The following is a 20,302-nucleotide window of genomic DNA, read 5'->3' on the forward strand; positions in this document are numbered from 1 at the left end:
TGTGCACGCTTTCACGAGGGTCACTCCCAGGGGTCACTCCGGAGGGGTTTTCCCGGAGGGTCACTCCCAGCGGAACAGCTTTCCGGCCGCCGCCAGGCCCACGACCGCCCACACGGCGAGGATTCCCAGGTCGCCCCAGGGCATCCCGGCCCCGTGCTGGAGCACGTCCCGCAGTCCGTCCGACAGTGCGGAGATGGGCAGCAGACCCAGCACGTCCTGGGCGGCCGGCGGGAACTTGTCCAGCGGGACGATCACCCCGCCGCCGATGAGCAGCAGCAGGAAGACCAGGTTGGCGGCGGCCAGCGTGGCCTCCGCCTTGAGCGTGCCGGCCATCAGCAGACCGAGCCCGGAGAACGCGGCCGTGCCCAGGACCAGCAGGAGCAGGACGGCGAGCGGGTTGCCGTGCGGCGACCAGCCCAGCGCGAGGGCGATCACCATCAGCAGGAGCACCTGGAAGACCTCCGTGACCAGCACGGACGCCGTCTTCGCCGCCATCAGGCCCCAGCGGGGCAGCGGGGACGAGGCCAGCCGCTTCAGCACGCCGTAGCGGCGCTCGAAGCCGGTCGCGATGGCCTGGCCGGTGAAGGCGGTCGACATCACGGCGAGGGCGAGGATGCCGGGGGCGAGGAAGTCGACGGCCTTGCCCGCGCCCGTGTCGACGATGTCCACGGAGCTGAAGAGCGCGAGGAGCAGCGTCGGGATCACGACCGTCAGCAGCAGCTGCTCGCCGTTGCGCAGCAGCATCCTGGTCTCCAGCGCCGACTGGGCCGCGATCATGCGGGGCAGTGGGGCCGCGCCGGGCTTGGGGGTGTAGGCACCCACGGTGGTCACGAGCGCAGCTCCTTGCCTGTGAGCTCCAGGCTGTGTCTTCCCGGGGGGCAACCCCCGGACCCCCGGCCGAGGGCCGTGTTGGCCGGAATCATGAGCGCAGCTCCTTGCCTGTGAGCTCCAGAAAGACGTCTTCGAGGGTGTGCCGCTCGACCGAGATCCGGTCCGGCATCACGCCGTGCTGGGCGCACCACGAGGTCACCGTGGCGAGCAGCTGGGGATCGATCTTGCCGACCACCCGGTAGGAGCCCGGGGTCAGCTCGGCGGCCGTGCAGTCGGCGGGCAGTGCCTTGAGCAGGGAGCTCACGTCGAGGCCCGGACGGCCGGTGAAGCGCAGGGTGTTCTCGGCGCCGCCGCGGCACAGCTCCTCGGGGGCGCCCTGGGCGATCACCCGGCCCGCGTCGATGATCGCGACGTCGTCGGCGAGCTGCTCGGCCTCGTCCATGTGGTGGGTGGTGAGGATCACGGAGACGCCGTCGGCGCGCAGGTCCCGCACCAGGTCCCAGGTGGCCCGGCGGGCCTGCGGGTCCAGGCCGGCCGTCGGCTCGTCCAGGAACACCAGCTCCGGCCGCCCCACGACGGCCATGGCGAGCGCGAGCCGTTGCTGCTGTCCGCCGGACAGGCGCCGGTAGGAGGTCCGGCCGCAGCTGCCGAGGCCCAGCCGTTCCATGAGCGCGTCCACGTCCAGCGGATGCGCGTGCAGTCTGGCCACGTGGCGCAGCATCTCGTCGGCCCGCGCGCCCGAGTAGACGCCGCCGGACTGGAGCATCACGCCGACGCGTGGCCGCAGCTCGGCGGACTGCCGGACCGGGTCGAGGCCCAGGACGCGCACCGTGCCGGCATCCGGCTTCCGGTACCCCTCGCAGGTCTCGACCGTGGTCGTCTTTCCCGCCCCGTTGGGGCCGAGTACGGCGGTCACTCCCGCCTGGGCCACCAGGTCGAGGCCGTTCACCGCGGTCTTTGTGCCGTACCGCTTCACCAGGGCCTGGACCTGGACCACGGGCTCACTTCGCATGGGTCCAGAGTCTAGGTAGGTGCCGTGTCACTCAGACGGGCGGGTGCAGAAACTCCTCCGCACGGGGTCGGTGCAGCGGCAGCCACTTCTCCGCGTACGCGACGGCGTCCACCAGCGGGAACAGCCGTACGTCGGCCGCTCCGGCCGTCCCGCGGACGACGGGCCGGTCCCGTTCGAAGTCGTGGCCGAGCTCGTCGAACCGGTCCGAGTCGATCGAGACCTCGATCACCGATTCCCAGCCGCCGCCGGGCACCGGCCGTCCGACCTCGACGTGCGGGGCCGGTATCCGGTACTCGGCGAGGTGGAAGCTGGTGCAGGTGTCGTAGCCGGTGCCGAGGAGCAGTACGCGGGCGCCCAGCCGTTCCAGCCGGGCCAGCGGGCTGCGCTCGCCGAGCCGGCAGTTTGGCGCGTGGCCGTCGAGTATCCCGGCCGCGCGCGGGCCCACGGCCGCGAAGGACGTCTGCGGGTGGGCGCTGCGCAGGGCGCCCGGCCAGGTCCGTACGGTCTCCGGGATCACGCCGACCCCGCGGGAGGGGGTGGTCAGCGGGTCGTACCCGGGCATCGAGGCCCGGATCGTGGGCCACCACTCCCGGGGCACCGGAGGGTTCCCCCACAGGGCCGGGTCGGAGAGGTCGCCGGACTGGGTGGGGACGACCAGCGTGCCGTCCGGGCCGAGGGCGTCGAGCAGTGCCTGGACGACGGCGACGGCGCCGCCGCAGACCCAGCCGAGTGCGCTCAGGGAGGAGTGGACCAGCAGGGTCTCGCCGGTCTCGACACCCAGCCCGCGCAGCTGTGCGGCGAGTGTGTCGCGAGTGACAAGAGGGCCGGTCGGAGCGGGGATGGGCATGGTTCGGCAGTGTTCCCCAAGAGCTTCGCCGGTGCCACCGATTTGATCGATCAAAGATCGTTTTCGCAGGTCGGATTAGGTATACCTAAGTGATGTAGGGCACCACCCGCCCGGACGGGCGTGGCTTGTCAGTCTCCGAGGAATTACGCAACAATGGCGTTGTGAAAAACGTCGGCGAGGCTCCGGAGACCCCCACGGGGACCCCTCATGAAGAGCTCGCGACCGGTGAGCGCTCGACGCGCAACCGCGTCGCGCGGTCCATCCTGGACCACGGCCCGTCGACCGTCGCGGAGCTCGCCGCCCGTCTGGGACTGACCCAGGCGGCCGTACGACGCCACCTGGACGCGCTGACCGCGGACGAGGTCGTGGAGGCGCGCGAACAGCGCGTGTACGGGGCGCGCACCCGTGGTCGCCCCGCCAAGGTCTTCGCGCTCACCGACTGCGGTCGCGACGCCTTCGACCAGTCGTACGACACGCTCGCCGCGGACGCGCTGCGCTGGATCGCCGACCAGGAGGGCGGTCAGGACGCGGTCGTCGCCTTCGCCCGCGCCCGGATCGCCGCACAGGCGAGCGCGTACCGCAAGGCGATCGAGGGCGCCACCCCCGACAAGCGCGCCGAAGCCCTGGCCAAGGCCTTGAGCGTCGACGGGTACGCTGCTACGGCGCGCACCGCACCGGTCGGCGAACAGCTGTGCCAGCACCACTGCCCGGTCGCCCATGTCGCGGAGCAGTTCCCCCAGCTCTGCGAGGCGGAGACGGAGATCTTCGCCGAGCTGCTCGGAACGCACGTCCAGCGACTGGCCACCATCGCGCACGGCGACGGCGTCTGCACGACGTTCATCCCCAAGATTTCCACTGACGCATCTGCAAGCACGGCCGGGAGGAACCCCGCATGACTCTCCCCACGGAGACTGCCCACCCCGAACTCGAGGGTCTGGGCACGTACGAATACGGCTGGGCCGACTCCGACGAGGCCGGTGCCGCAGCGAAGCGCGGTCTGAACGAGGACGTCGTCCGGGACATCTCGGCGAAGAAGTCCGAGCCGGAGTGGATGACGAAGCTGCGCCTCAAGGGCCTGAAGCTCTTCGAGAAGAAGCCCATGCCGAACTGGGGCTCGGACCTGTCGGGCATCGACTTCGACAACATCAAGTACTTCGTGCGCTCCACGGAGAAGCAGGCGGAGTCCTGGGAGGAACTGCCCGAGGACATCAAGAACACCTACGACCGGCTCGGCATCCCGGAGGCGGAGAAGCAGCGCCTGGTCGCCGGTGTCGCCGCGCAGTACGAGTCGGAGGTCGTCTACCACCAGATCCGCGAGGACCTGGAGCAGCAGGGCGTCATCTTCCTGGACACCGACACCGCGCTGAAGGAGCACCCGGAGCTCTTCAAGGAGTACTTCGGGACCGTCATCCCCGCCGGTGACAACAAGTTCGCGTCGCTGAACACCGCCGTGTGGTCGGGTGGCTCCTTCATCTACGTCCCGCCGGGCGTCCACGTGGAGATCCCGCTCCAGGCCTACTTCCGTATCAACACGGAGAACATGGGCCAGTTCGAGCGGACCCTGATCGTCGTCGACGAGGGTGCCTATGTGCACTACGTCGAGGGCTGCACGGCGCCGATCTACAAGTCGGACTCGCTGCACTCCGCGGTCGTCGAGATCATCGTCAAGAAGAACGCCCGCTGCCGCTACACGACCATCCAGAACTGGTCGAACAACGTCTACAACCTGGTCACCAAGCGCGCCGTGGCCTACGAGGGCGCGACCATGGAGTGGATCGACGGCAACATCGGCTCCAAGGTGACGATGAAGTACCCGGCCGTCTACCTGATGGGCGAGCACGCCAAGGGCGAGACGCTCTCCATCGCCTTCGCGGGTGAGGGCCAGCACCAGGACGCCGGTTCCAAGATGGTCCACATGGCGCCGAACACCTCGTCCAACATCGTCTCCAAGTCGGTGGCGCGCGGCGGCGGCCGTACCTCGTACCGCGGCCTGGTCGAGATCGGCGAGGGCGCCCACGGCTCGAAGTCGAACGTCCTGTGCGACGCACTGCTGGTCGACACGATCTCCCGCTCCGACACGTACCCCTACGTGGACGTCCGCGAGGACGACGTGTCCATGGGTCACGAGGCGACCGTCTCCAAGGTCTCCGAGGACCAGCTCTTCTACCTGATGAGCCGCGGTCTGTCCGAGTTCGAGGCGATGGCGATGATCGTGCGCGGCTTCGTCGAGCCGATCGCCAAGGAACTGCCCATGGAGTACGCCCTTGAGCTCAACCGGCTGATCGAGCTCCAGATGGAAGGCGCGGTCGGCTAAACGCCCACCGCCGGTCCCATCAAGCCACTCACGCAAGAAAGCGAGCAGACCGACAGCCATGGCTGAGGCTCCGAACTCCCCCAAGTCCTCGACTCCGCTCGGACAGGGGGCACCCCCACCGCTGGGCTCCACCACCGCGGGCCAGATCGCGGTGGCCGCCGAGTCGACCGTCGCCACGCGCATGAGCGCGCCCCCGTCCTTCGACGTGGCGGACTTCCCGGTCCCGCACGGCCGCGAGGAGGAGTGGCGGTTCACCCCGCTGGAGCGCCTGCGCGGGCTGCACGACGGCACCGCCGTCGCGAACGGCACGGGCGTGAAGGTCGCCGTCGAGGCCCCCGAGGGCGTCACCGTCGAGACCGTCGGCCGCGACGACGCGCGGCTCGGCCGGGCGGGCACCCCGGTGGACCGCGTCGCCGCCCAGGCGTACTCGGCGTTCGAGCAGGCCGGCGTGGTCACCGTCCCCAAGGAGACGGTGCTCACCGAGCCGATCCGTATCGCCGTGCACGGCCAGGGCGGGGTCGCCTACGGCCACCAGGTCATCGAGCTGGGCGCCTTCGCCGAGGCCGTCGTCGTCATCGACCACACCGGTGACGCGGTGCTCGCCGCCAACGTCGACTACGTCCTGGGCGACGGTGCGAAGCTCACCGTCGTCTCCGTCCAGGACTGGGACGACAAGGCCGTGCACGTGGCCCAGCACAACGCCCTCATCGGGCGGGACGCCTCCTTCAAGTCGGTCGTCGTGACCTTCGGCGGCGACCTCGTCCGGCTGCACCCGCGCGTCACCTACGCGGGCCCCGGCGCCGAGGCCGAGCTGTTCGGCCTGTACTTCACCGACTCCGGGCAGCACCAGGAGCACCGCCTGCTGGTCACCCACAACACCCCGCACTGCAAGTCGAACGTCGTCTACAAGGGCGCGCTCCAGGGCGACGACGCGCACGCGGTGTGGATCGGTGACGTGCTCATCGAGGCCAAGGCCGAGGGCACGGACACGTACGAGATGAACCGCAACCTGGTCCTCACCGACGGCGCCCGCGTCGACTCGGTGCCGAACCTGGAGATCGAGACCGGCGAGATCGTCGGCGCCGGCCACGCCTCGGCCACCGGCCGCTTCGACGACGAGCAGCTCTTCTATCTGATGGCCCGCGGCATCCCGCAGCACGAGGCCCGCCGCCTCGTCGTCCGTGGCTTCTTCGCCGAGCTGGTCCAGCAGATCGGTGTCGCGGACATCGAGGAGCGCCTGCTCGCCAAGATCGAAGAGGAGCTGGAGGCGTCGGTCGCATGAGCCCCTTCGTACGCGCCTGTGGGCTGAGCGAGCTGGAGGAGGGCACCCCGAAGCGGGTGGAACTCGACGGCACGCCGGTCTCGGTCGTGAAGACCGAGGGGGAGGTGTTCGCCATCTACGACATCTGCTCCCACGCGAACGTCTCGCTCTCCGAGGGCGAGGTGGAGGACTGCCAGATCGAGTGCTGGCTGCACGGCTCCAGCTTCGACCTGCGTTCCGGCAAGCCGTCCGGCCTTCCCGCGACGCGCCCCGTCCCCGTATACCCCGTAAAGATCGAAGGGGACGACGTGCTCGTCTCCCTCACCCAGGAGTCCTGAGGCACCCATGGCAACGCTTGAAATCCGAGACCTGCACGTCACCGTCGAGGCCGACAACGCCACGAAGGAGATCCTCAAGGGCGTCGACCTCACCGTGAAGCAGGGCGAGACGCACGCCATCATGGGCCCCAACGGCTCCGGCAAGTCGACCCTCGCTTATTCGCTCGCGGGTCACCCGAAGTACACGATCACCGAGGGCACCGTGCTGCTCGACGGCGAGGACGTCCTGGAGATGTCCGTCGACGAGCGCGCCCGCGCCGGCCTGTTCCTCGCGATGCAGTACCCGGTCGAGGTCCCCGGCGTCTCGGTCTCCAACTTCCTGCGCTCCTCCGCCACCGCCGTCCGCGGCGAGGCCCCCAAGCTGCGCACCTGGGTGAAGGAGGTCAAGGAGGCCATGCAGCGCCTCAACATGGACCCCGCCTTCGCCGAGCGCAACGTCAACGAGGGCTTCTCCGGCGGTGAGAAGAAGCGCCACGAGATCCTCCAGCTCGAACTGCTCAAGCCGAAGGTCGCGATCCTCGACGAGACGGACTCCGGTCTCGACGTGGACGCTCTGCGGATCGTCTCCGAGGGCGTCAACCGCGTCCGTGAGACCGGCGAGGTCGGCACCCTGCTGATCACGCACTACACGCGCATCCTGCGCTACATCAAGCCCGACTTCGTCCACGTCTTCTCCGGCGGGCGGATCGTCGAGTCCGGCGGTGCCGAGCTCGCCGACAAGCTGGAGGACGAGGGCTACGAGGCGTACACGAAGGGTGGCGTATCAGCGTGACACAGCTGCCGGGCCTCCTCGACACCGAGGCGATCCGTAAGGACTTCCCCGTCCTGGACCGGCTGGTCCACGACGGCAAGAAGCTCGTGTACCTGGACAACGCGGCGACCTCGCAGAAGCCGCGCCAGGTGCTCGACGCCCTGAACGAGTACTACGAGCGCTACAACGCCAACGTCCACCGCGGTGTGCATGTGCTCGCCGAGGAGGCCACGGCGCTGTACGAGGGCGCGCGCGACAAGGTCGCCGCGTTCATCAACGCGCCGAGCCGCGACGAGGTGATCTTCACCAAGAACGCCTCCGAGTCGCTCAACCTCGTGGCGAACATGCTGGGCTGGGCCGACGAGCCCTACCGGGTGGACCACGAGACCGAGATCGTCATCACGGAGATGGAGCACCACTCCAACATCGTGCCGTGGCAGCTGCTGGCGCAGCGCACGGGCGCGAAGCTGAAGTGGTTCGGGCTGACCGACGACGGCCGGCTCGACCTCTCCAACATCGACGAGATCATCACGGAGAAGACGAAGATCGTCTCCTTCGTGCTGGTGTCCAACATCCTGGGCACGGTCAACCCGGTCGAGGCGATAGTGCGCCGCGCCCAGGAGGTCGGCGCCCTGGTCTGCATCGACGCCTCCCAGGCGGCTCCCCACATGCCGCTGGACGTCCAGGCTCTCCAAGCCGACTTCGTGGCCTTCACCGGCCACAAGATGTGCGGCCCGACCGGCATCGGCGTCCTGTGGGGCCGCCAGGAGCTGCTGGAGGACCTGCCCCCGTTCCTCGGCGGCGGCGAGATGATCGAGACCGTGTCGATGCACTCGTCGACGTACGCCCCGGCGCCGCACAAGTTCGAGGCGGGCACGCCCCCGATCGCCCAGGCGGTCGGTCTCGGCGCGGCGATCGACTACCTCAACTCGATCGGCATGGACAGGATCCTCGCCCATGAGCACGCGCTCACCGAGTACGCGGTGCGGAAGCTGAGCGAGGTCCCCGACCTCAGGATCATCGGCCCGGCCACGGCCGAGGACCGGGGCGCGGCGATCTCCTTCACGCTCGGTGACATCCACCCGCACGACGTGGGCCAGGTCCTCGACGAGCAGGGCATCGCGGTCCGGGTCGGCCACCACTGCGCCCGCCCGGTCTGCCTGCGGTACGGAATTCCTGCGACCACGCGAGCGTCGTTCTATCTGTACTCCACGCCGGCCGAGATCGACGCACTGGTCGAGGGGCTGGAGCACGTCCGGAACTTCTTCGGCTGAGGGATTGGCTAGCGATCGCATGAAGCTGGATTCGATGTACCAGGAAGTCATCCTGGACCACTACAAGAACCCGCACGGGCGTGGTCTGAGGGATGGCGACGCCGAGGTGCACCATGTGAACCCGACCTGCGGCGACGAGATCACCCTGCGTGTGAAGTACGACGGCACGACGATCAGTGACGTCTCGTACGAGGGCCAGGGCTGCTCCATCAGCCAGGCGTCGGCCTCCGTGCTGAACGAGCTGCTCGTCGGCAAGGAGCTGGCCGAGGCGCAGAAGATCCAGGAGACCTTCCTGGAGCTGATGCAGTCCAAGGGCAAGATCGAGCCGGACGACGCGATGGAGGACGTTCTGGAGGACGCGGTCGCGTTCGCCGGAGTCTCCAAGTACCCGGCCCGGGTCAAGTGCGCCCTCCTCAGCTGGATGGCGTGGAAGGACGCGACGGCCCAGGCTCTGGGCGGGGCCGACGCCGAAAGGAAGACGGCATGAGCGACACCGTGGAGACGAAGCCGGCCTCGGAGGAGGAAGTCCGTGAGGCCCTGTACGACGTCGTCGACCCCGAGCTGGGCATCGACGTCGTCAACCTCGGCCTGATCTACGGCATTCACATCGACGACGCGAACATCGCGACGATCGACATGACGCTGACCTCGGCGGCCTGCCCGCTGACGGACGTCATCGAGGACCAGGCCAAGTCCGCCACCGACGGCCTCGTCAACGAGCTGCGCATCAACTGGGTCTGGATGCCGCCGTGGGGCCCCGACAAGATCACGGACGACGGTCGCGAGCAGTTGCGGGCGCTCGGCTTCAACGTCTGAGATCCACCGGCCGAACAGTAACGGCGAGGTCCACCGGACCTCGCCGTTTCTCGTTCTGGTTCGCGTTTTCGCTCTCGCGCTCAGGCCAGTCCGTCGACCAGCCGGAACGCGGAGTCGGCCCGGTACAGGTCGCCGTACTGGTACGGGTCCAGCTTGAGCCGGAAGTTCTGGTGGCGCAGGAAGCGGCCCGGGTAGTTGACCGACTCCAGCATGACCGCGCCGGAGTAGGCGGAGGCGCGGGGGCAGAAGGTCGCGTCCTGCCGGAACAGGGACGAGCCGTCGTTGCGCTCGGCGCGCAGCAGGAAGTTGCGGTGCCGCAGATAGCCGCCGTCGGCCGTGGCGAAGGAGTAACAGGAGCCGTCGGCCAGGCCGCCCACGACCTTGAACGTGGCGTCGCGGCGGGCCGAGGCGGAGCCGATCGGGTCGAGCTTCACGTAACCGCCGCTCAGGTGCCAGTAGCGGTCGGGGTAGTTCACCGAGCGGACGGACGACCAGGCGGAGGAGGAGTCCGAGCCGCCCGAATCCCCGGATCCTCCGGAGCCGTCCGAACCCCCCGAACCGCCGTGTGAGGCAGGCGACTTGGAGGGCGATGCGGAGGCCGTGGACTTCGGCTTGCCGTCGCCGTCCGTGGCAGTGGCCGAGGCGGCGGGAGGCATGACCGACGACATGCCGGTCTTGCCCTTGGGCGCGGGGGTCGTACCCGACGAGGGCGAGGCGAAGGAGAGGAGGCCGGGTCCGTCGTCCGTGGGTGCGGCGGACCGCACCGGGGCTGCCGTGTCGTCAGGAGCCTGGCGGTTCACGACGATTGCGGTCGCGCAGGCGACGATCGTGGCGATGGCCAGCCCACCGGCCAGCCAGAGTCTTCGGGTGCCGGGGGCCCGGGAGGTGTCGGGGACCCAGCCGTTCTGCCATGGCTGGTTCCCGGGAGGGTGGGGGGTGGTTTCGGGCATGCGTGTTCCTCCAGCGGCGCCCAGGGCGGCGGCCGGGGATGTGAGGGTGAGGTGATCGAGTGGTGGAACTCTAGTGGAGCCGAGGGGCTGCCGGGAGCCGTTTCAGCGAGCGGTTTCCATGAAACCTAAACCTACTCGTGTGACGCACGGGACTGAAGACTCGGTTTTCAGGGCCTTCTTGATCCAGGCTCATCCGTGATCCGGGCAACCGGGCCGCCGTAGGGCAATGGATCGCGACCTGGGAGGGAAACCCGTTTCTAAGAAGTGGGCCTACGGGACGGCCGCGACTGCGTCGCCTTGCTGCTCGGGGGTGACCTGCACGCTGTGCGTCTACTTGGGTAAGGACGGATCCGGCTGTGCGGCGCCGTGCTGGACGAGCGGCCGGTGCGGCACGGCTACGAGAAGAGCGGAGCAGTCCGGCCCGAATCGGCCGAACTGCTCCGCTGCTGCCGTGTGTTCGCGCGGCGCCGGGCGGCCCGCGTCGGGCGCGGTGGTCGCCCGGTCGGTCGCCGCCTCCCGGTTCAGGGGGTGATGCGTACGACCTGCGGGTCGTGGTCGCTGGTCTGGTCCGAGAACTCGCTGTTGATGTGCACGATGTCGTAGTCGTGCGACGTGATCGACGAGCTGACCAGGGTGTGGTCGAGGACCTGGGAGTTGCCGTCGTAGACGTACGTGTACTGCTCGGACGCCGGCAGTGTGTCCACCAGGTCGGTCAGTACGCCGCCCTCCAGGTTGGACACGGCGGTGGAGAACGGGAAGTCGTTCAGGTCGCCGAGCACGATCACATGCGCGTCCGACTGTGCCGCCAGGATGGAGTCCACGAACGAGTTCTCCACCGAACCCTGGCTGCCCCGCTGGGTCTCGGACGAGCGGGTCGGCGGCTGGTACTGGCTGTGCAGCGCGTAGTCACCGCCCTTCGAGACGAAGTGGTTGGCGATCACGAAGTACTTCTGACCGCCGAAGGTGAACTCCGCGGCCAACGGCTTGCGGCTGGCCGACCAGGCCGAGTTGGTCGGGGCGATCCGGCCCGGGTTGTACGTCAGCTGCGCCACACCGCCCACGCTGGTCACCGAGTTGGCGGTGGTGGCGGTGGCGTTGCCGCGGGCGGTGAAGCCCACCCGTGCGGGGTTGTACAGAAGCACCTGGCGGATGTTGCCGCCGGGCTCACCGCCGTCGGTGTCGTTCCGCGGGTTGATCTGGGTGTACGAGTAGGCCGGGCCGCCGGCCGTCCTGATCGCGGAGGTCAGCATGGAGAGGGTCGTGGTGGCGGAGACGACGCCGTTGTCGGCCGGGCCGTCGTTGTCCTGGACCTCCTCCAGCGCCACGATGTCGGGCGACTTGAGGTTGTTCACGATGCCCTGCGCGAGCGCGCTGAACTTCGAGGCGGGGTCGGTCGGGTCGAGGTTCTCCACGTTGTACGTGGCCACCGACAGCTGGCCCGCCGACTGGGCCGCCGTTGTCTCCTTGCCGACCCCGCCCGAGGTGAGCGTGCCGACCGAAGTGGCGTTCAGGGAGTAGCCGCCGTACGCGCTGTAGTCCAGGACGCCGGTGGCGCCGGAGATGGTGTCGCCCACGGTCGCCGTCGGGAAGGCCGAGGACAGCAGCGTGGTGATCTGCAGCCGGCCGGAGTTCTGGCTGTTGTAGGAGGAGTACAGGGAGCCGCCGCGGACCGAGTTCAGCTGCGCGGGCTTCACATTGACCCACATCTCGTTGTACGCGTTGGTCGGTCCGACCACCGGCGTGCTGCCGACGCTGACCCGCATGCCCTCCAGGGACTCGTAGTAGTCCAGGGCGTAGGCCGTTGGGTCCAGCGTGAACGAGTTGATCGAACCGCCGCTGTTGGTGCGGGTGTAGGTGGCCGGGACGGTCGCGTCGCTGATCGTGACGGCCGCGGGAAGGGCGTTCCCGGTCGAGTTGGTGCTCCAGCTCGCGCTGCCCAGCTCGGTCAGCGACTGGTTGCCGGACGAGGTGCCGCCGGGGATGTACTCGGAGACCCTGCCGGTGATCGTGATGCTGTTGCCGACCGCCGTGTTCGGCGTGCTGGACCCCGTGTAGACGAAGATCGCGTCACTGGTCGCCGCGTTGCCGTCGCCGCTCGCGCTCTGGATCCAGAAGCCGCGCGAGGAGCCGGTGGAGCGAATCGCGGTGACGATACCGGTTGTGGTGACCGTCGAGCCGTTGTACGGCGAGATCCGGGTCGTGCCCTGGATCGCGGAGATCGTGTAGGTGGCCGCGTGCGCGGCGGACGGCAGTGCCATCAGCGAGGCCGAGGCGAGCAGCCCGGCTGCCGTCGCGCGGACCGTGAGCCCGAGCTTTCTGTCCATGTGCGTCCCTTCAACGAGCGGATGGGTGGAGCTGGTTGGTGCCTGGACGTACATGAGCGACTGGTCGCGGAAGTTCTATTCGCTCAGAGTTACCGGTGGATGTACGGAGTGTGTTCCCCGCACGGCGGCTACGCGTGTCATCAAAGCCCTTGTGGATGCGGCGCTGGCCGTTCGTGGATGCACGGCGGTCATTCATGGATGTACTGCCGTCGCTTCGTTATGTACGCTTGTACACATGGGATACCTCTTGCTCGCCGGCGCCATCGCCGCCGAGGTCGCGGCCACGACCGCGATGAAGTACAGCGACGGCTTCAGCAGGCTCTGGCCCTCGCTGCTGACGGCCCTGGGCTATGTGCTTTCGTTCGCCCTGCTCGCCCAGACGCTGAAGACCGTGTCGATCGGCACGGCGTACGCGATCTGGGCCGGGGTGGGCACCGCGACCATCGCGGTCATCGGACTGATGCTGTTCGGCGAGGGGTTGAGCGTGGCGAAGGTCGCCGGGATCGTGCTGATCATCGGGGGCGTGGTGGTACTGAACCTGGGAGGCGCGCACTGATGGCCCGGCGCTACGACCCCGAGCGGCGGCAGCGGATCATCGACGCGGCGATCCGGGTCGTCGGCAAGAAGGGCATCGCCGGACTGAGCCACCGCTCCGTCGCCGCCGAGGCGGACGTCCCGCTGGGCTCCACGACGTACCACTTCACGACCCTCGACGAACTGATGGTCGCCGCACTGCGCCAGACCAACGAGGGCTTCGCCAAGGCCCTCGCGGGCAGCGGCGTCCTCGAAGACCCCGGGGGTGAACTGGCGGCGGGGCTGGCGCGGGTGCTGGGGGAGTGGCTCGGCGGAGACCGCCCGGGCGTCGAGCTGGAGTACGAGCTGTACCTCGCGGCCCTGCGCCGCCCCGCCCTGCGCCCCGTCGCCGCCGAGTGGACCGAGGAGACGGCCCGGCGACTGGCCGCACACACGGACCCGGTGACCGCGCGGGCGTTGCTCGCCCTGATGGACGGCATCTGCCTGCAGGTGCTGCTGACGGGGGCGGCCTACGACGAGGAGTACGCGCGGGAGGTACTGGCGCGGGTGATTCCCTGACGCAGAGCGCGACCGGCCCATGAGACGCCCTGCTCACTGGTTGGCCCGCACGACCCCCCTCGCGTTAGTTTTCCCTCATGACCGACACGAACGCTCCCCGTACCACCGGCGCCGTGGCCGCCGGCCTTGCCACCATCGCCGCCGACGGCACCGTCCTCGACACCTGGTTCCCCGCCCCCGAGCTCGTCGAGGAGCCCGGTCCGTCCGGCACCGAGTCGCTGTCCGCCGAGAAGGCCGTGGAGCTGCTCGGCGAGGGCGCCGCGCAGGCGATCGGCCCCGACGCCCGCCGCAACGTCGAGGTGGTCGCGGTCCGCACGGTCATCTCCTCCCTCGACGCGAAGCCGATCGACGCGCACGACGTCTACCTGCGCCTGCACCTCCTGTCCCACCGCCTGGTCAAGCCGCACGGCCAGAGCCTGGAGGGCATGTTCGGCTTCCTCGCCAACGTCGCCTGGACCTCGCTGGGCCCGGTCGCGGTGGACGACATCGAGAAGGTGCGCCTGAACGCCCGCGCCGAGGGCCTGCACCTCCAGGTGACCTCGATCGACAAGTTCCCGCGCATGACGGACTACGTCGCCCCGAAGGGCGTCCGCATCGCCGACGCCGACCGGGTCCGCCTCGGCGCCCACCTCGCCGAGGGCACCACGGTCATGCACGAGGGCTTCGTGAACTTCAACGCCGGCACGCTCGGCACCTCCATGGTCGAGGGCCGTATCTCCGCGGGCGTCGTGGTCGGCGACGGCTCGGACATCGGCGGCGGCGCCTCCACCATGGGCACGCTGTCCGGCGGCGGCAACGTGATCATCTCCATCGGCGAGCGCTGCCTGGTCGGCGCCGAGGCGGGCGTGGGCATCGCGCTCGGCGACGAGTGCGTGGTCGAGGCCGGCCTGTACGTCACCGCGGGCACCCGGATCACCATGCCCGACGGCCAGATCGTCAAGGCCCGCGACCTCAACGGCGCCTCCAACATCCTCTTCCGCCGCAACTCGGTCACCGGCGCGGTCGAGGCCCGCCCGAACAACGCGGTGTGGGGCGGCCTGAACGAGATCCTGCACAGCCACAACTGAGCGAAGCGTCCCGCTGAGCGCCCTTCCGCAGTCGGCGGGAGGGCGCTCGGTTCATGTCAGGTGGGGAAGTCCGCCGCGAACTCCGCCAGTGCCGTGAAGTCGGCCTCGCGCAGGCCGATGCGTGGGTTGACGTGGTGGAGCAGTGCGGGGCCGGGGTGGTGCGTGGTCACGTACGTGGTGTCGGCCGGGCTCTGTTCGTCGTCCACCCAGGCGAAGGGGCGGCCATGGGCGTACGCCACGATCGCCTCCGTCTTCCAGTGCACCTCGTCGGGCCGCCAGGCGAACAGCCCGCTGCCGAAGTCGACGTACGGCAGCTCGGGCAGGCCGACCACCGGGGCGATATAGCGGTTGGCGGCATCCATCCACGTGGTCGCCCAGCACAGGTCGTAGCCGAGACGCAGCAGCGCCGGTCCGTGGGCGGGGTTGAGCCACACCCGCAGCGTGCGCCCGTCCACGGCCACCCTGATCGTCGTGTAGCCCTCGGGCCGCCGCTCGGGCTGTGCCGCGTACGGGTTGAGGGGGCCGTCGACATCGAGGAAGAGCAGGGGGCGGCTCATGGGGACAACGTACGGCGCCCATGTCCAATGGACCATGGAATTTCTTCGGAGGCGGCAGGCATAGCGGCGCAATCCCGCGCGCGTCACAAGGGGTGCGGGGGCCGGGCACAGGGTCCGCCCAGGATGTGAAGGTGACGATGGATGCGCAGGCACAGGAGAGTTTCCGGGAGTTCGTGGCCGGCCGTTCGTCGGCACTGCTGAGGACGGCGGTGCTGCTGACCGGAGGAGACCGGCACGCAGCCGAGGACCTGTTGCAGAACGCGCTGGTCAAGGCGGCGGGCCGCTGGCAGCGGATCGACGAACCCGAGGCCTATGTACGGCAGATCCTGTACCGACAGCAGATCAGCCGCTGGCGGCTGAAGTGGCGGCGGCGGGAGGTCACCGTCGCCGAGCCGCCGGAGTCGGGCCACGCCCCGGACGCCTCGGGCGCCGCCGAACTGCGCCTTGTGCTGCGCGCCGCGCTGTCCCGGCTCACCGCCCGCCAGCGCACCGTGCTGGTGCTGCGCTACTTCGAGGATCTGCCGGAGGCCGACGTGGCCCGGATGCTGGGCTGCTCCGTGGGCACCGTACGCTCCACCACCCATCGCTCCCTGGCCAGGCTGCGCGCCCTCGCGCCCGAGCTGGCCGCGCTCGGCCCGGACAGCGGCAGGGAGTTTCCGTCCCGTGACCACTCACCCGTGGAGGTGCGGTCGTGAACGTCGAGGAACTGGTGCGTGACGCACTGCGGGAACAGGCGGCCGAACAGCAGCCGCTCGGGCACGGTTTCGCCGACCGGGTCCTGGCCGTACGGCGTCGCCGCCGCGCCCGCCGGTTCGTGTCCGTCGCCGTGGCCACCGCCGCGGTCGTCGCCGTGGCGGTCGGGGTGCCGCTGCTGGACTCCGGCAGGGGCGAGGCGCGGCCCGCGAGGGTGCTCGGTCAGGACGGGGTGTCCGCCGATTCGGACCAGTCGCCGCCGCGCGACATGATCGCGGCCGGGAACGCGGTGCTGGCCGCGTACTCGACGACGGAAGTCGTTTTGCAGAGCGACGGCCGTGGCATCGGCGCGCACACGTACTGGCTGCTGAACCCGAAGACGGGCCGGTACGAGAAGGACACCCGGTGGCAGTTCGTCGCCGTCGCCCCGGGCCTGCGGACCGCCGCCGTGCTGGAGCGACATCTGCCGGCCCCCCGGATCGGCCTGCTCGACCTCGCGACGGGGGAGGTCGAGCGGTGGATCCCGGTGGACCACGGTGTCGGTGGGCTGGCGTTCTCGCACGACGGCAGCAAGCTGGTCGCCACGACGTACACGGAGAACCCCGACCTGTACGAGAGGAGCGGTCCCGGCAAGACCTGGGTGCCGCGGTTCGGGGCGAAGGTCCGCACCGGCTTCTGGGTCATCGACGTGGCCTCCGGCAAGGGCTCCTGGAGCGGTGTGACGGCGGGCCGCAACGTCAACGCCCGCGAGGACTTCGCCTTCAGCCGCGACGGTGCCCTGGTGTACGCGAGGGTCGTCGGGGACCACGACGGTACGGAGCAGTTCTACGACCTCGCGGGGAAGGAGGTCCCCGCCCCCGCGAACGAGAGGTACCTGCGGTGGGACGTCGGTGCGCGGCTGTCCCCGAACGGTCGGCTCGCCGCCCTCGGTCTGACGAAGGAGGTCGCCCCCGGCAAGTCGTACTCCTCGATCCGTGATCCCCGTACGGGCAAGGAGATCACCAAGGTCCGCGGAGGTCACCTGCTCGCCTGGGCCGACGACAAGCGGCTCATCGCCTGGGAACGGGTCACGAGCCTTGACGAGCCGTACCGGCCCCGGCTCGTGCTGGTCACCATCGGCAGCGACAAGGTCGTACCGCTCAGCGGCGTCGACGAGATGAACGACCACTTGTTGCGCCCTACCTGGGAGCCGGTCTTCGCCGAGCGCTGATCACACCGCCACGAACTCCTCGTACACCGCCCGCAGCCCGTCGGCCGCCTCCCGGCCGGCGGGCCGCAGCGGTGCCCGCACCGGGCCCGCGGGCAGGCCCAGCGCGTTCAGCAGCGCCTTGGCGGTGACCGTGCCCGGCAGACCCGCGGCCATCATCGCCTCGATCAGCGCAGTGGCCCGCTGCTGGAGCCCGGCGGCGCCGGCCGTGTCGCCCGCCTCGAACGCCTCCAGGATCTTTGCGACGCGGCGCGGTACGACGTTCGCGACCGTGCTCACACAGCCCGCCGCGCCCACCGCGTACAGGGCCAGGATGTGCTCGTCGCATCCCGCGTAGTACGCCAACTCCGTGCGCGCCAGCACCTTCTGGGTGCCGAGGAAGTCGTAGGAGCAGTCCTTGACCGCCATGATCCTGGGGTGCTCCGCCAGCCGGATCATCGTCTCCGGCTCGATGCGGGTGCCGGTGCGGCCCGGGATGTCGTACAGCATCACGGGCAGACCGCTCGCGTCGGCGACCGTACGGAAGTGCGCCTCCACGGCGTCCTGCGGCGGCCTGCTGTAGTACGGCGTGACCACCAACACGCCGTCGGCGCCCGCCTTTTCGGCCGCGAGGGTCAGTTCGACGGTGTGCCGGGTGTCGAAGGTGCCGACACCCGCGACGATCGAGGCGCGCTCGCCGACGGCCGCCCGGACAGCCCGGACCAGTTCCGCCTTCTCCGCGTCCGTCGTCGTGGGTGACTCGCCCGTCGTCCCGTTGAGCACCAGCCCGTCGCAGCCCTCCGTCACCAGCCGGTCGGCAAGTCTCACGGCACCGTGGAGGTCGAGCGCGCCCGAATCGGTGAAGGGGGTGATCATCGCGCAGAGGGTGCGGCCGAAAGGAGCGTTGGTCTTGCCCGGGTTCGTCATGGGAGTAGTCTCGGCACGACAATCCTGAAGCTCTACTTAATTCTTCTAAGGTGTATTGCTAAGTGGTGCTGAAGTGATGCTCCCATGGCGGCCTCCGGCCCTATGTCCAACTCGGCCGCAAGGCACTGGCCACCGGAGTCGCGGAGGAGCGGCCGCTCGTCCACGAGGAAGACCTCGAACTTCCCGAGGAGACCGTCGAACCGGCGGCGTCCGTGCCGGAAGAGGCCCCGGTCGCCCGATGAGGCTGCGGCTTCCCACAGAACGCCCGGCGGAGCCGCCGACCGGATACAAGATCGCCCCACCAGGTGCTGTCCCAGGACGGCACCCGGGCCGGGTTCACCGGTGTGTCGCTGGGCGGCGCGCTGTCGTACGGAGTGCTGGACGACACGTCCTGCGTCTACGGCCGACGGCACCGCCCGCCAGCGCGGCTGTGCGACTGCGGCTTCCACCGCGTGCACGACCGCACGGCCGCCGAGGCGCTGCTGTGCAGCACGGAGCACCGGGCGGCCGTTCTGCTGGAGGTCTCGTCCTCGGCGCCTGCATCCGCTTCGAGCGCGGCTTCCACTACGCCCGGCAGCGGGTGCGTACGGCCACCGTCGGCCCCTGTGCGTGCGGCGCGCCCTGACCGCCGCCTGCGCGGGGTGCGTGCACGGGTGTACGTCCGTCTCGCTCACCGCCTTCGCCCGGCCGGGGATGGGCTGCGGGTGGTGGCGGACCGTGACGGTGTCCTCCCCGTCGCCGGCCTCGCCGCCTCGCCAACCTCGCCGGCATGGCCGGGCCCGAGGGCCTCGGTGTTCCGGAACTCGCCGCCGAGGCAGCTCTGTTGCAGGCCCGCCTCGACTGGTTCCAGACCCGGCCGGCCCGGCTCGGGGAGCATGGGGCCGGGGGAGAGGCCAACGGGGACAAGGGCTAACGGTCACCGCTCGGGGTACCCGGATGTTCCGGAACCGAGAGGAAACGCAAGACCGCGAAAAGAGTGCACCGATGACGGACAGGACTCCGCAGGGGGCCGGCGCGAAGGGTCCCGAGGAACTGCGGCAACAGATCGACCAGGGCAGGAGCCAACTCGGCGACACCGCCGGAGAGTTGGCGGACAAGGGGGACCTGAAGGGGCGCGCCCGGGCCCGGGCCGCCGACCTCAGGGACAAGGCGGGCGCCATGACCGTGCAGCTGCGCAGCAGCGCCGCGCAGGCGGGCCACACCGTCCAGGACAGGGCCGCCCACGCCCCGCGGTCGGTGCTGCTCGTCGGGGCGGCGGCGGGCGCGGCGGTCGTCGCGGCGGGCGCCCTGCGGCACAGGAGCCATGGCCATCACGGCCACCACGGGCACCACGGTCGTCGCGGTCGCCGCTGAGCCGAGCCGACTCGCCGCGGAGCCGCCTCGACCGTCTCACCGAAAATTCCACTCGCCTGGACAAAAAAAGTTTTCGGTGAGAGTGTGGACGCATGCTGGACGTGACCGTGATCGAGGACCCCGAGGCCGCAGCCGTCTCCCTGGACCCCATCAGGGCCAGACTGCTCGCCGAGCTGGCCGCCGAGCCCGCGTCGGCCACGATGCTGGCCGGCAAGGTCGGGCTGCCCCGGCAAAAGGTGAACTACCACCTGAAGGCACTGGAGCGGCACGGCCTGGTCGAGCTGGCCGGGGAGCGCCGCAAGGGCAATGTCACCGAGCGGCTGATGCGCGCGACCGCGGCGTCGTACGTCATCTCGCCGCTCGCGCTTGCCTCCGTGCAGCCGGACCCGGACCGCTTCCGCGACCAGCTCTCCGCGCGCTGGCTGCTCGCGCTCGGCGCCCGCCTGGTGCGGGACGTCGGCGCGCTGATCACCGGCGCGACGAAGGCGCGCAAGCCGCTGGCGACCTACGCGCTGGACGGCGAGGTCCGTTTCGCCTCGGCCGCCGACCGCGCGGCCTTCGCCCAGGAACTGACGGCGGGCGTCAGCGCCCTGATCCGCAAGTACGACGCCCCCGACACGGAGGGCGGCCGGGACCACCGGATCGTCGTCGCCATCCATCCCACGGTCAAGGACCGGCCCGCCCCCGAACTGGACCAGTAGTCCGCAGG

22 protein-coding genes and 1 pseudogene are annotated in these 20,302 nt (G+C 69.9%); 16 read left to right on the top strand and 7 right to left on the bottom strand.

Annotated features, from left to right (window positions below; genetic code table 11):
• Positions 1 to 60: 60 nt before the first annotated feature.
• The 3 genes from ACFY1J_RS09435 to ACFY1J_RS09445 all read right to left on the bottom strand — a co-directional run bounded on the left by ACFY1J_RS09435 (position 61) and on the right by ACFY1J_RS09445 (position 2,690).
• Complete coding sequence (locus ACFY1J_RS09435) at positions 61 to 777, bottom strand: ABC transporter permease (RefSeq protein ID WP_390731026.1); 717 nt, start codon at positions 775 to 777, stop codon at positions 61 to 63.
• A 142-nt stretch (positions 778 to 919) separates the two neighbouring features.
• A complete protein-coding gene (locus ACFY1J_RS09440) occupies positions 920 to 1,843 on the bottom strand; it encodes an ABC transporter ATP-binding protein (protein WP_390711409.1) in 924 nt (307 codons plus the stop codon).
• A gap of 31 nt (positions 1,844 to 1,874) precedes the next feature.
• The gene (locus ACFY1J_RS09445; RefSeq protein ID WP_390711408.1) at positions 1,875 to 2,690 is read right to left on the bottom strand and encodes an aminoglycoside N(3)-acetyltransferase; all 816 of its coding nucleotides are present in this window, start codon (positions 2,688 to 2,690) and stop codon (positions 1,875 to 1,877) included.
• A 161-nt stretch (positions 2,691 to 2,851) separates the two neighbouring features.
• Here ACFY1J_RS09445 and ACFY1J_RS09450 point away from each other — a divergent pair, with 161 nt between their 5' ends.
• The 8 genes from ACFY1J_RS09450 to ACFY1J_RS09485 are packed head-to-tail and all read left to right on the top strand — an operon-like array spanning position 2,852 to position 9,444.
• Positions 2,852 to 3,586, top strand: coding sequence for a helix-turn-helix transcriptional regulator (locus tag ACFY1J_RS09450; RefSeq protein WP_390711407.1), 735 nt, complete (start codon positions 2,852 to 2,854; stop codon positions 3,584 to 3,586).
• Positions 3,583 to 5,004 carry a Fe-S cluster assembly protein SufB gene (gene sufB, locus ACFY1J_RS09455; RefSeq protein WP_390711406.1) on the top strand — a complete coding sequence of 474 codons (1,422 nt, stop codon included), beginning with the start codon at positions 3,583 to 3,585 and terminating at the stop codon, positions 5,002 to 5,004. Before ACFY1J_RS09450 ends, sufB begins: the two co-directional genes overlap by 4 nt.
• A 58-nt stretch (positions 5,005 to 5,062) precedes the next feature.
• A complete protein-coding gene (gene sufD / locus ACFY1J_RS09460) occupies positions 5,063 to 6,286 on the top strand; it encodes a Fe-S cluster assembly protein SufD (RefSeq protein ID WP_390711405.1) in 1,224 nt (407 codons plus the stop codon).
• On the top strand, positions 6,283 to 6,603 hold the full coding sequence (locus ACFY1J_RS09465; RefSeq protein WP_363297250.1) for a non-heme iron oxygenase ferredoxin subunit: 321 nt from the start codon (positions 6,283 to 6,285) through the stop codon (positions 6,601 to 6,603). Before sufD ends, ACFY1J_RS09465 begins: the two co-directional genes overlap by 4 nt.
• Before the next feature lie 7 nt (positions 6,604 to 6,610).
• Complete coding sequence (gene sufC, locus ACFY1J_RS09470) at positions 6,611 to 7,375, top strand: Fe-S cluster assembly ATPase SufC (protein WP_390711404.1); 765 nt, start codon at positions 6,611 to 6,613, stop codon at positions 7,373 to 7,375.
• Positions 7,372 to 8,628 carry a cysteine desulfurase gene (locus ACFY1J_RS09475; RefSeq protein WP_390711403.1) on the top strand — a complete coding sequence of 419 codons (1,257 nt, stop codon included), beginning with the start codon at positions 7,372 to 7,374 and terminating at the stop codon, positions 8,626 to 8,628. The genes sufC and ACFY1J_RS09475 overlap by 4 nt, the downstream gene beginning before the upstream one ends.
• A 19-nt stretch (positions 8,629 to 8,647) precedes the next feature.
• Complete coding sequence (gene sufU / locus ACFY1J_RS09480) at positions 8,648 to 9,115, top strand: Fe-S cluster assembly sulfur transfer protein SufU (RefSeq protein ID WP_363297253.1); 468 nt, start codon at positions 8,648 to 8,650, stop codon at positions 9,113 to 9,115.
• Entirely contained in the window at positions 9,112 to 9,444 is a 333-nt protein-coding gene (locus tag ACFY1J_RS09485) for a metal-sulfur cluster assembly factor (RefSeq protein ID WP_316753337.1), read from the top strand. The genes sufU and ACFY1J_RS09485 overlap by 4 nt, the downstream gene beginning before the upstream one ends.
• Positions 9,445 to 9,524: 80 nt before the next feature.
• On the opposite strand, the gene ACFY1J_RS09490 is transcribed toward ACFY1J_RS09485, so the two are convergent.
• Complete coding sequence (locus tag ACFY1J_RS09490; RefSeq protein ID WP_390711402.1) at positions 9,525 to 10,394, bottom strand: AbfB domain-containing protein; 870 nt, start codon at positions 10,392 to 10,394, stop codon at positions 9,525 to 9,527.
• Positions 10,395 to 10,915: 521 nt separating this feature from the next.
• Positions 10,916 to 12,718 (bottom strand): endonuclease/exonuclease/phosphatase family protein, encoded by a 1,803-nt coding sequence (locus ACFY1J_RS09495; RefSeq protein ID WP_390730972.1) that lies wholly within the window; start codon positions 12,716 to 12,718, stop codon positions 10,916 to 10,918.
• Positions 12,719 to 12,953: 235 nt separating this feature from the next.
• Between ACFY1J_RS09495 and ACFY1J_RS09500 the strand changes: the two genes are divergently transcribed.
• The 3 genes from ACFY1J_RS09500 (at position 12,954) to dapD (ending at position 14,877) form a co-directional block, all read left to right on the top strand.
• Positions 12,954 to 13,274, top strand: a complete 321-nt coding sequence (locus ACFY1J_RS09500) for a DMT family transporter (RefSeq protein ID WP_390711400.1) — start codon at positions 12,954 to 12,956, stop codon at positions 13,272 to 13,274.
• On the top strand, positions 13,274 to 13,810 hold the full coding sequence (locus ACFY1J_RS09505; protein ID WP_390711399.1) for a TetR/AcrR family transcriptional regulator: 537 nt from the start codon (positions 13,274 to 13,276) through the stop codon (positions 13,808 to 13,810). Before ACFY1J_RS09500 ends, ACFY1J_RS09505 begins: the two co-directional genes overlap by 1 nt.
• A 77-nt stretch (positions 13,811 to 13,887) precedes the next feature.
• Positions 13,888 to 14,877, top strand: coding sequence for a 2,3,4,5-tetrahydropyridine-2,6-dicarboxylate N-succinyltransferase (gene dapD, locus ACFY1J_RS09510; RefSeq protein WP_390711398.1), 990 nt, complete (start codon positions 13,888 to 13,890; stop codon positions 14,875 to 14,877).
• Between the two features lie 56 nt (positions 14,878 to 14,933).
• On the opposite strand, the gene ACFY1J_RS09515 is transcribed toward dapD, so the two are convergent.
• A complete protein-coding gene (locus ACFY1J_RS09515; protein ID WP_390711397.1) occupies positions 14,934 to 15,434 on the bottom strand; it encodes a hypothetical protein in 501 nt (166 codons plus the stop codon).
• Between the two features lie 137 nt (positions 15,435 to 15,571).
• On the opposite strand from ACFY1J_RS09515, the gene ACFY1J_RS09520 reads away from it, so the two are divergent.
• Positions 15,572 to 16,129 (top strand): SigE family RNA polymerase sigma factor, encoded by a 558-nt coding sequence (locus tag ACFY1J_RS09520; RefSeq protein WP_390711427.1) that lies wholly within the window; start codon positions 15,572 to 15,574, stop codon positions 16,127 to 16,129.
• Positions 16,126 to 17,337, top strand: a complete 1,212-nt coding sequence (locus tag ACFY1J_RS09525; protein WP_390711396.1) for a WD40 repeat domain-containing protein — start codon at positions 16,126 to 16,128, stop codon at positions 17,335 to 17,337. Before ACFY1J_RS09520 ends, ACFY1J_RS09525 begins: the two co-directional genes overlap by 4 nt.
• Here the strand turns inward: ACFY1J_RS09525 and dapA are convergent, their stop codons facing one another.
• Entirely contained in the window at positions 17,338 to 18,240 is a 903-nt protein-coding gene (gene dapA, locus ACFY1J_RS09530) for a 4-hydroxy-tetrahydrodipicolinate synthase (protein WP_390711395.1), read from the bottom strand. It lies immediately after the preceding gene.
• A 238-nt stretch (positions 18,241 to 18,478) separates the two neighbouring features.
• Here dapA and ACFY1J_RS09535 point away from each other — a divergent pair.
• The 3 genes and pseudogenes from ACFY1J_RS09535 to ACFY1J_RS09545 all read left to right on the top strand — a co-directional run bounded on the left by ACFY1J_RS09535 (position 18,479) and on the right by ACFY1J_RS09545 (position 20,294).
• Positions 18,479 to 19,153: pseudogene (locus ACFY1J_RS09535) on the top strand (hypothetical protein).
• A 71-nt stretch (positions 19,154 to 19,224) separates the two neighbouring features.
• Positions 19,225 to 19,593, top strand: coding sequence for a DUF3618 domain-containing protein (locus tag ACFY1J_RS09540; protein ID WP_390711394.1), 369 nt, complete (start codon positions 19,225 to 19,227; stop codon positions 19,591 to 19,593).
• A 92-nt stretch (positions 19,594 to 19,685) separates the two neighbouring features.
• Complete coding sequence (locus ACFY1J_RS09545; RefSeq protein WP_390711393.1) at positions 19,686 to 20,294, top strand: ArsR/SmtB family transcription factor; 609 nt, start codon at positions 19,686 to 19,688, stop codon at positions 20,292 to 20,294.
• Positions 20,295 to 20,302: the final 8 nt, after the last annotated feature.

Source organism: Streptomyces sp. NPDC001406, assembly GCF_042895285.1.
GTDB lineage: Bacteria > Actinomycetota > Actinomycetes > Streptomycetales > Streptomycetaceae > Streptomyces.

Coding starts and splice junctions, on each gene's coding strand:
- ACFY1J_RS09435 (WP_390731026.1), bottom strand. CDS start 777: ATGATCGCGGCCCAGTCGGCGCTGGAGACCAGGATGCTGCTGCGCAAC.
- ACFY1J_RS09440 (WP_390711409.1), bottom strand. CDS start 1,843: ATGCGAAGTGAGCCCGTGGTCCAGGTCCAGGCCCTGGTGAAGCGGTAC.
- ACFY1J_RS09445 (WP_390711408.1), bottom strand. CDS start 2,690: ATGCCCATCCCCGCTCCGACCGGCCCTCTTGTCACTCGCGACACACTC.
- sufB (WP_390711406.1), top strand. CDS start 3,583: ATGACTCTCCCCACGGAGACTGCCCACCCCGAACTCGAGGGTCTGGGC.
- sufD (WP_390711405.1), top strand. CDS start 5,063: ATGGCTGAGGCTCCGAACTCCCCCAAGTCCTCGACTCCGCTCGGACAG.
- ACFY1J_RS09465 (WP_363297250.1), top strand. CDS start 6,283: ATGAGCCCCTTCGTACGCGCCTGTGGGCTGAGCGAGCTGGAGGAGGGC.
- sufC (WP_390711404.1), top strand. CDS start 6,611: ATGGCAACGCTTGAAATCCGAGACCTGCACGTCACCGTCGAGGCCGAC.
- sufU (WP_363297253.1), top strand. CDS start 8,648: ATGAAGCTGGATTCGATGTACCAGGAAGTCATCCTGGACCACTACAAG.
- ACFY1J_RS09485 (WP_316753337.1), top strand. CDS start 9,112: ATGAGCGACACCGTGGAGACGAAGCCGGCCTCGGAGGAGGAAGTCCGT.
- ACFY1J_RS09490 (WP_390711402.1), bottom strand. CDS start 10,394: ATGCCCGAAACCACCCCCCACCCTCCCGGGAACCAGCCATGGCAGAAC.
- ACFY1J_RS09495 (WP_390730972.1), bottom strand. CDS start 12,718: ATGGACAGAAAGCTCGGGCTCACGGTCCGCGCGACGGCAGCCGGGCTG.
- ACFY1J_RS09500 (WP_390711400.1), top strand. CDS start 12,954: ATGGGATACCTCTTGCTCGCCGGCGCCATCGCCGCCGAGGTCGCGGCC.
- ACFY1J_RS09505 (WP_390711399.1), top strand. CDS start 13,274: ATGGCCCGGCGCTACGACCCCGAGCGGCGGCAGCGGATCATCGACGCG.
- dapD (WP_390711398.1), top strand. CDS start 13,888: ATGACCGACACGAACGCTCCCCGTACCACCGGCGCCGTGGCCGCCGGC.
- ACFY1J_RS09515 (WP_390711397.1), bottom strand. CDS start 15,434: ATGAGCCGCCCCCTGCTCTTCCTCGATGTCGACGGCCCCCTCAACCCG.
- ACFY1J_RS09520 (WP_390711427.1), top strand. CDS start 15,572: ATGGATGCGCAGGCACAGGAGAGTTTCCGGGAGTTCGTGGCCGGCCGT.
- dapA (WP_390711395.1), bottom strand. CDS start 18,240: ATGACGAACCCGGGCAAGACCAACGCTCCTTTCGGCCGCACCCTCTGC.
- ACFY1J_RS09540 (WP_390711394.1), top strand. CDS start 19,225: ATGACGGACAGGACTCCGCAGGGGGCCGGCGCGAAGGGTCCCGAGGAA.
- ACFY1J_RS09545 (WP_390711393.1), top strand. CDS start 19,686: ATGCTGGACGTGACCGTGATCGAGGACCCCGAGGCCGCAGCCGTCTCC.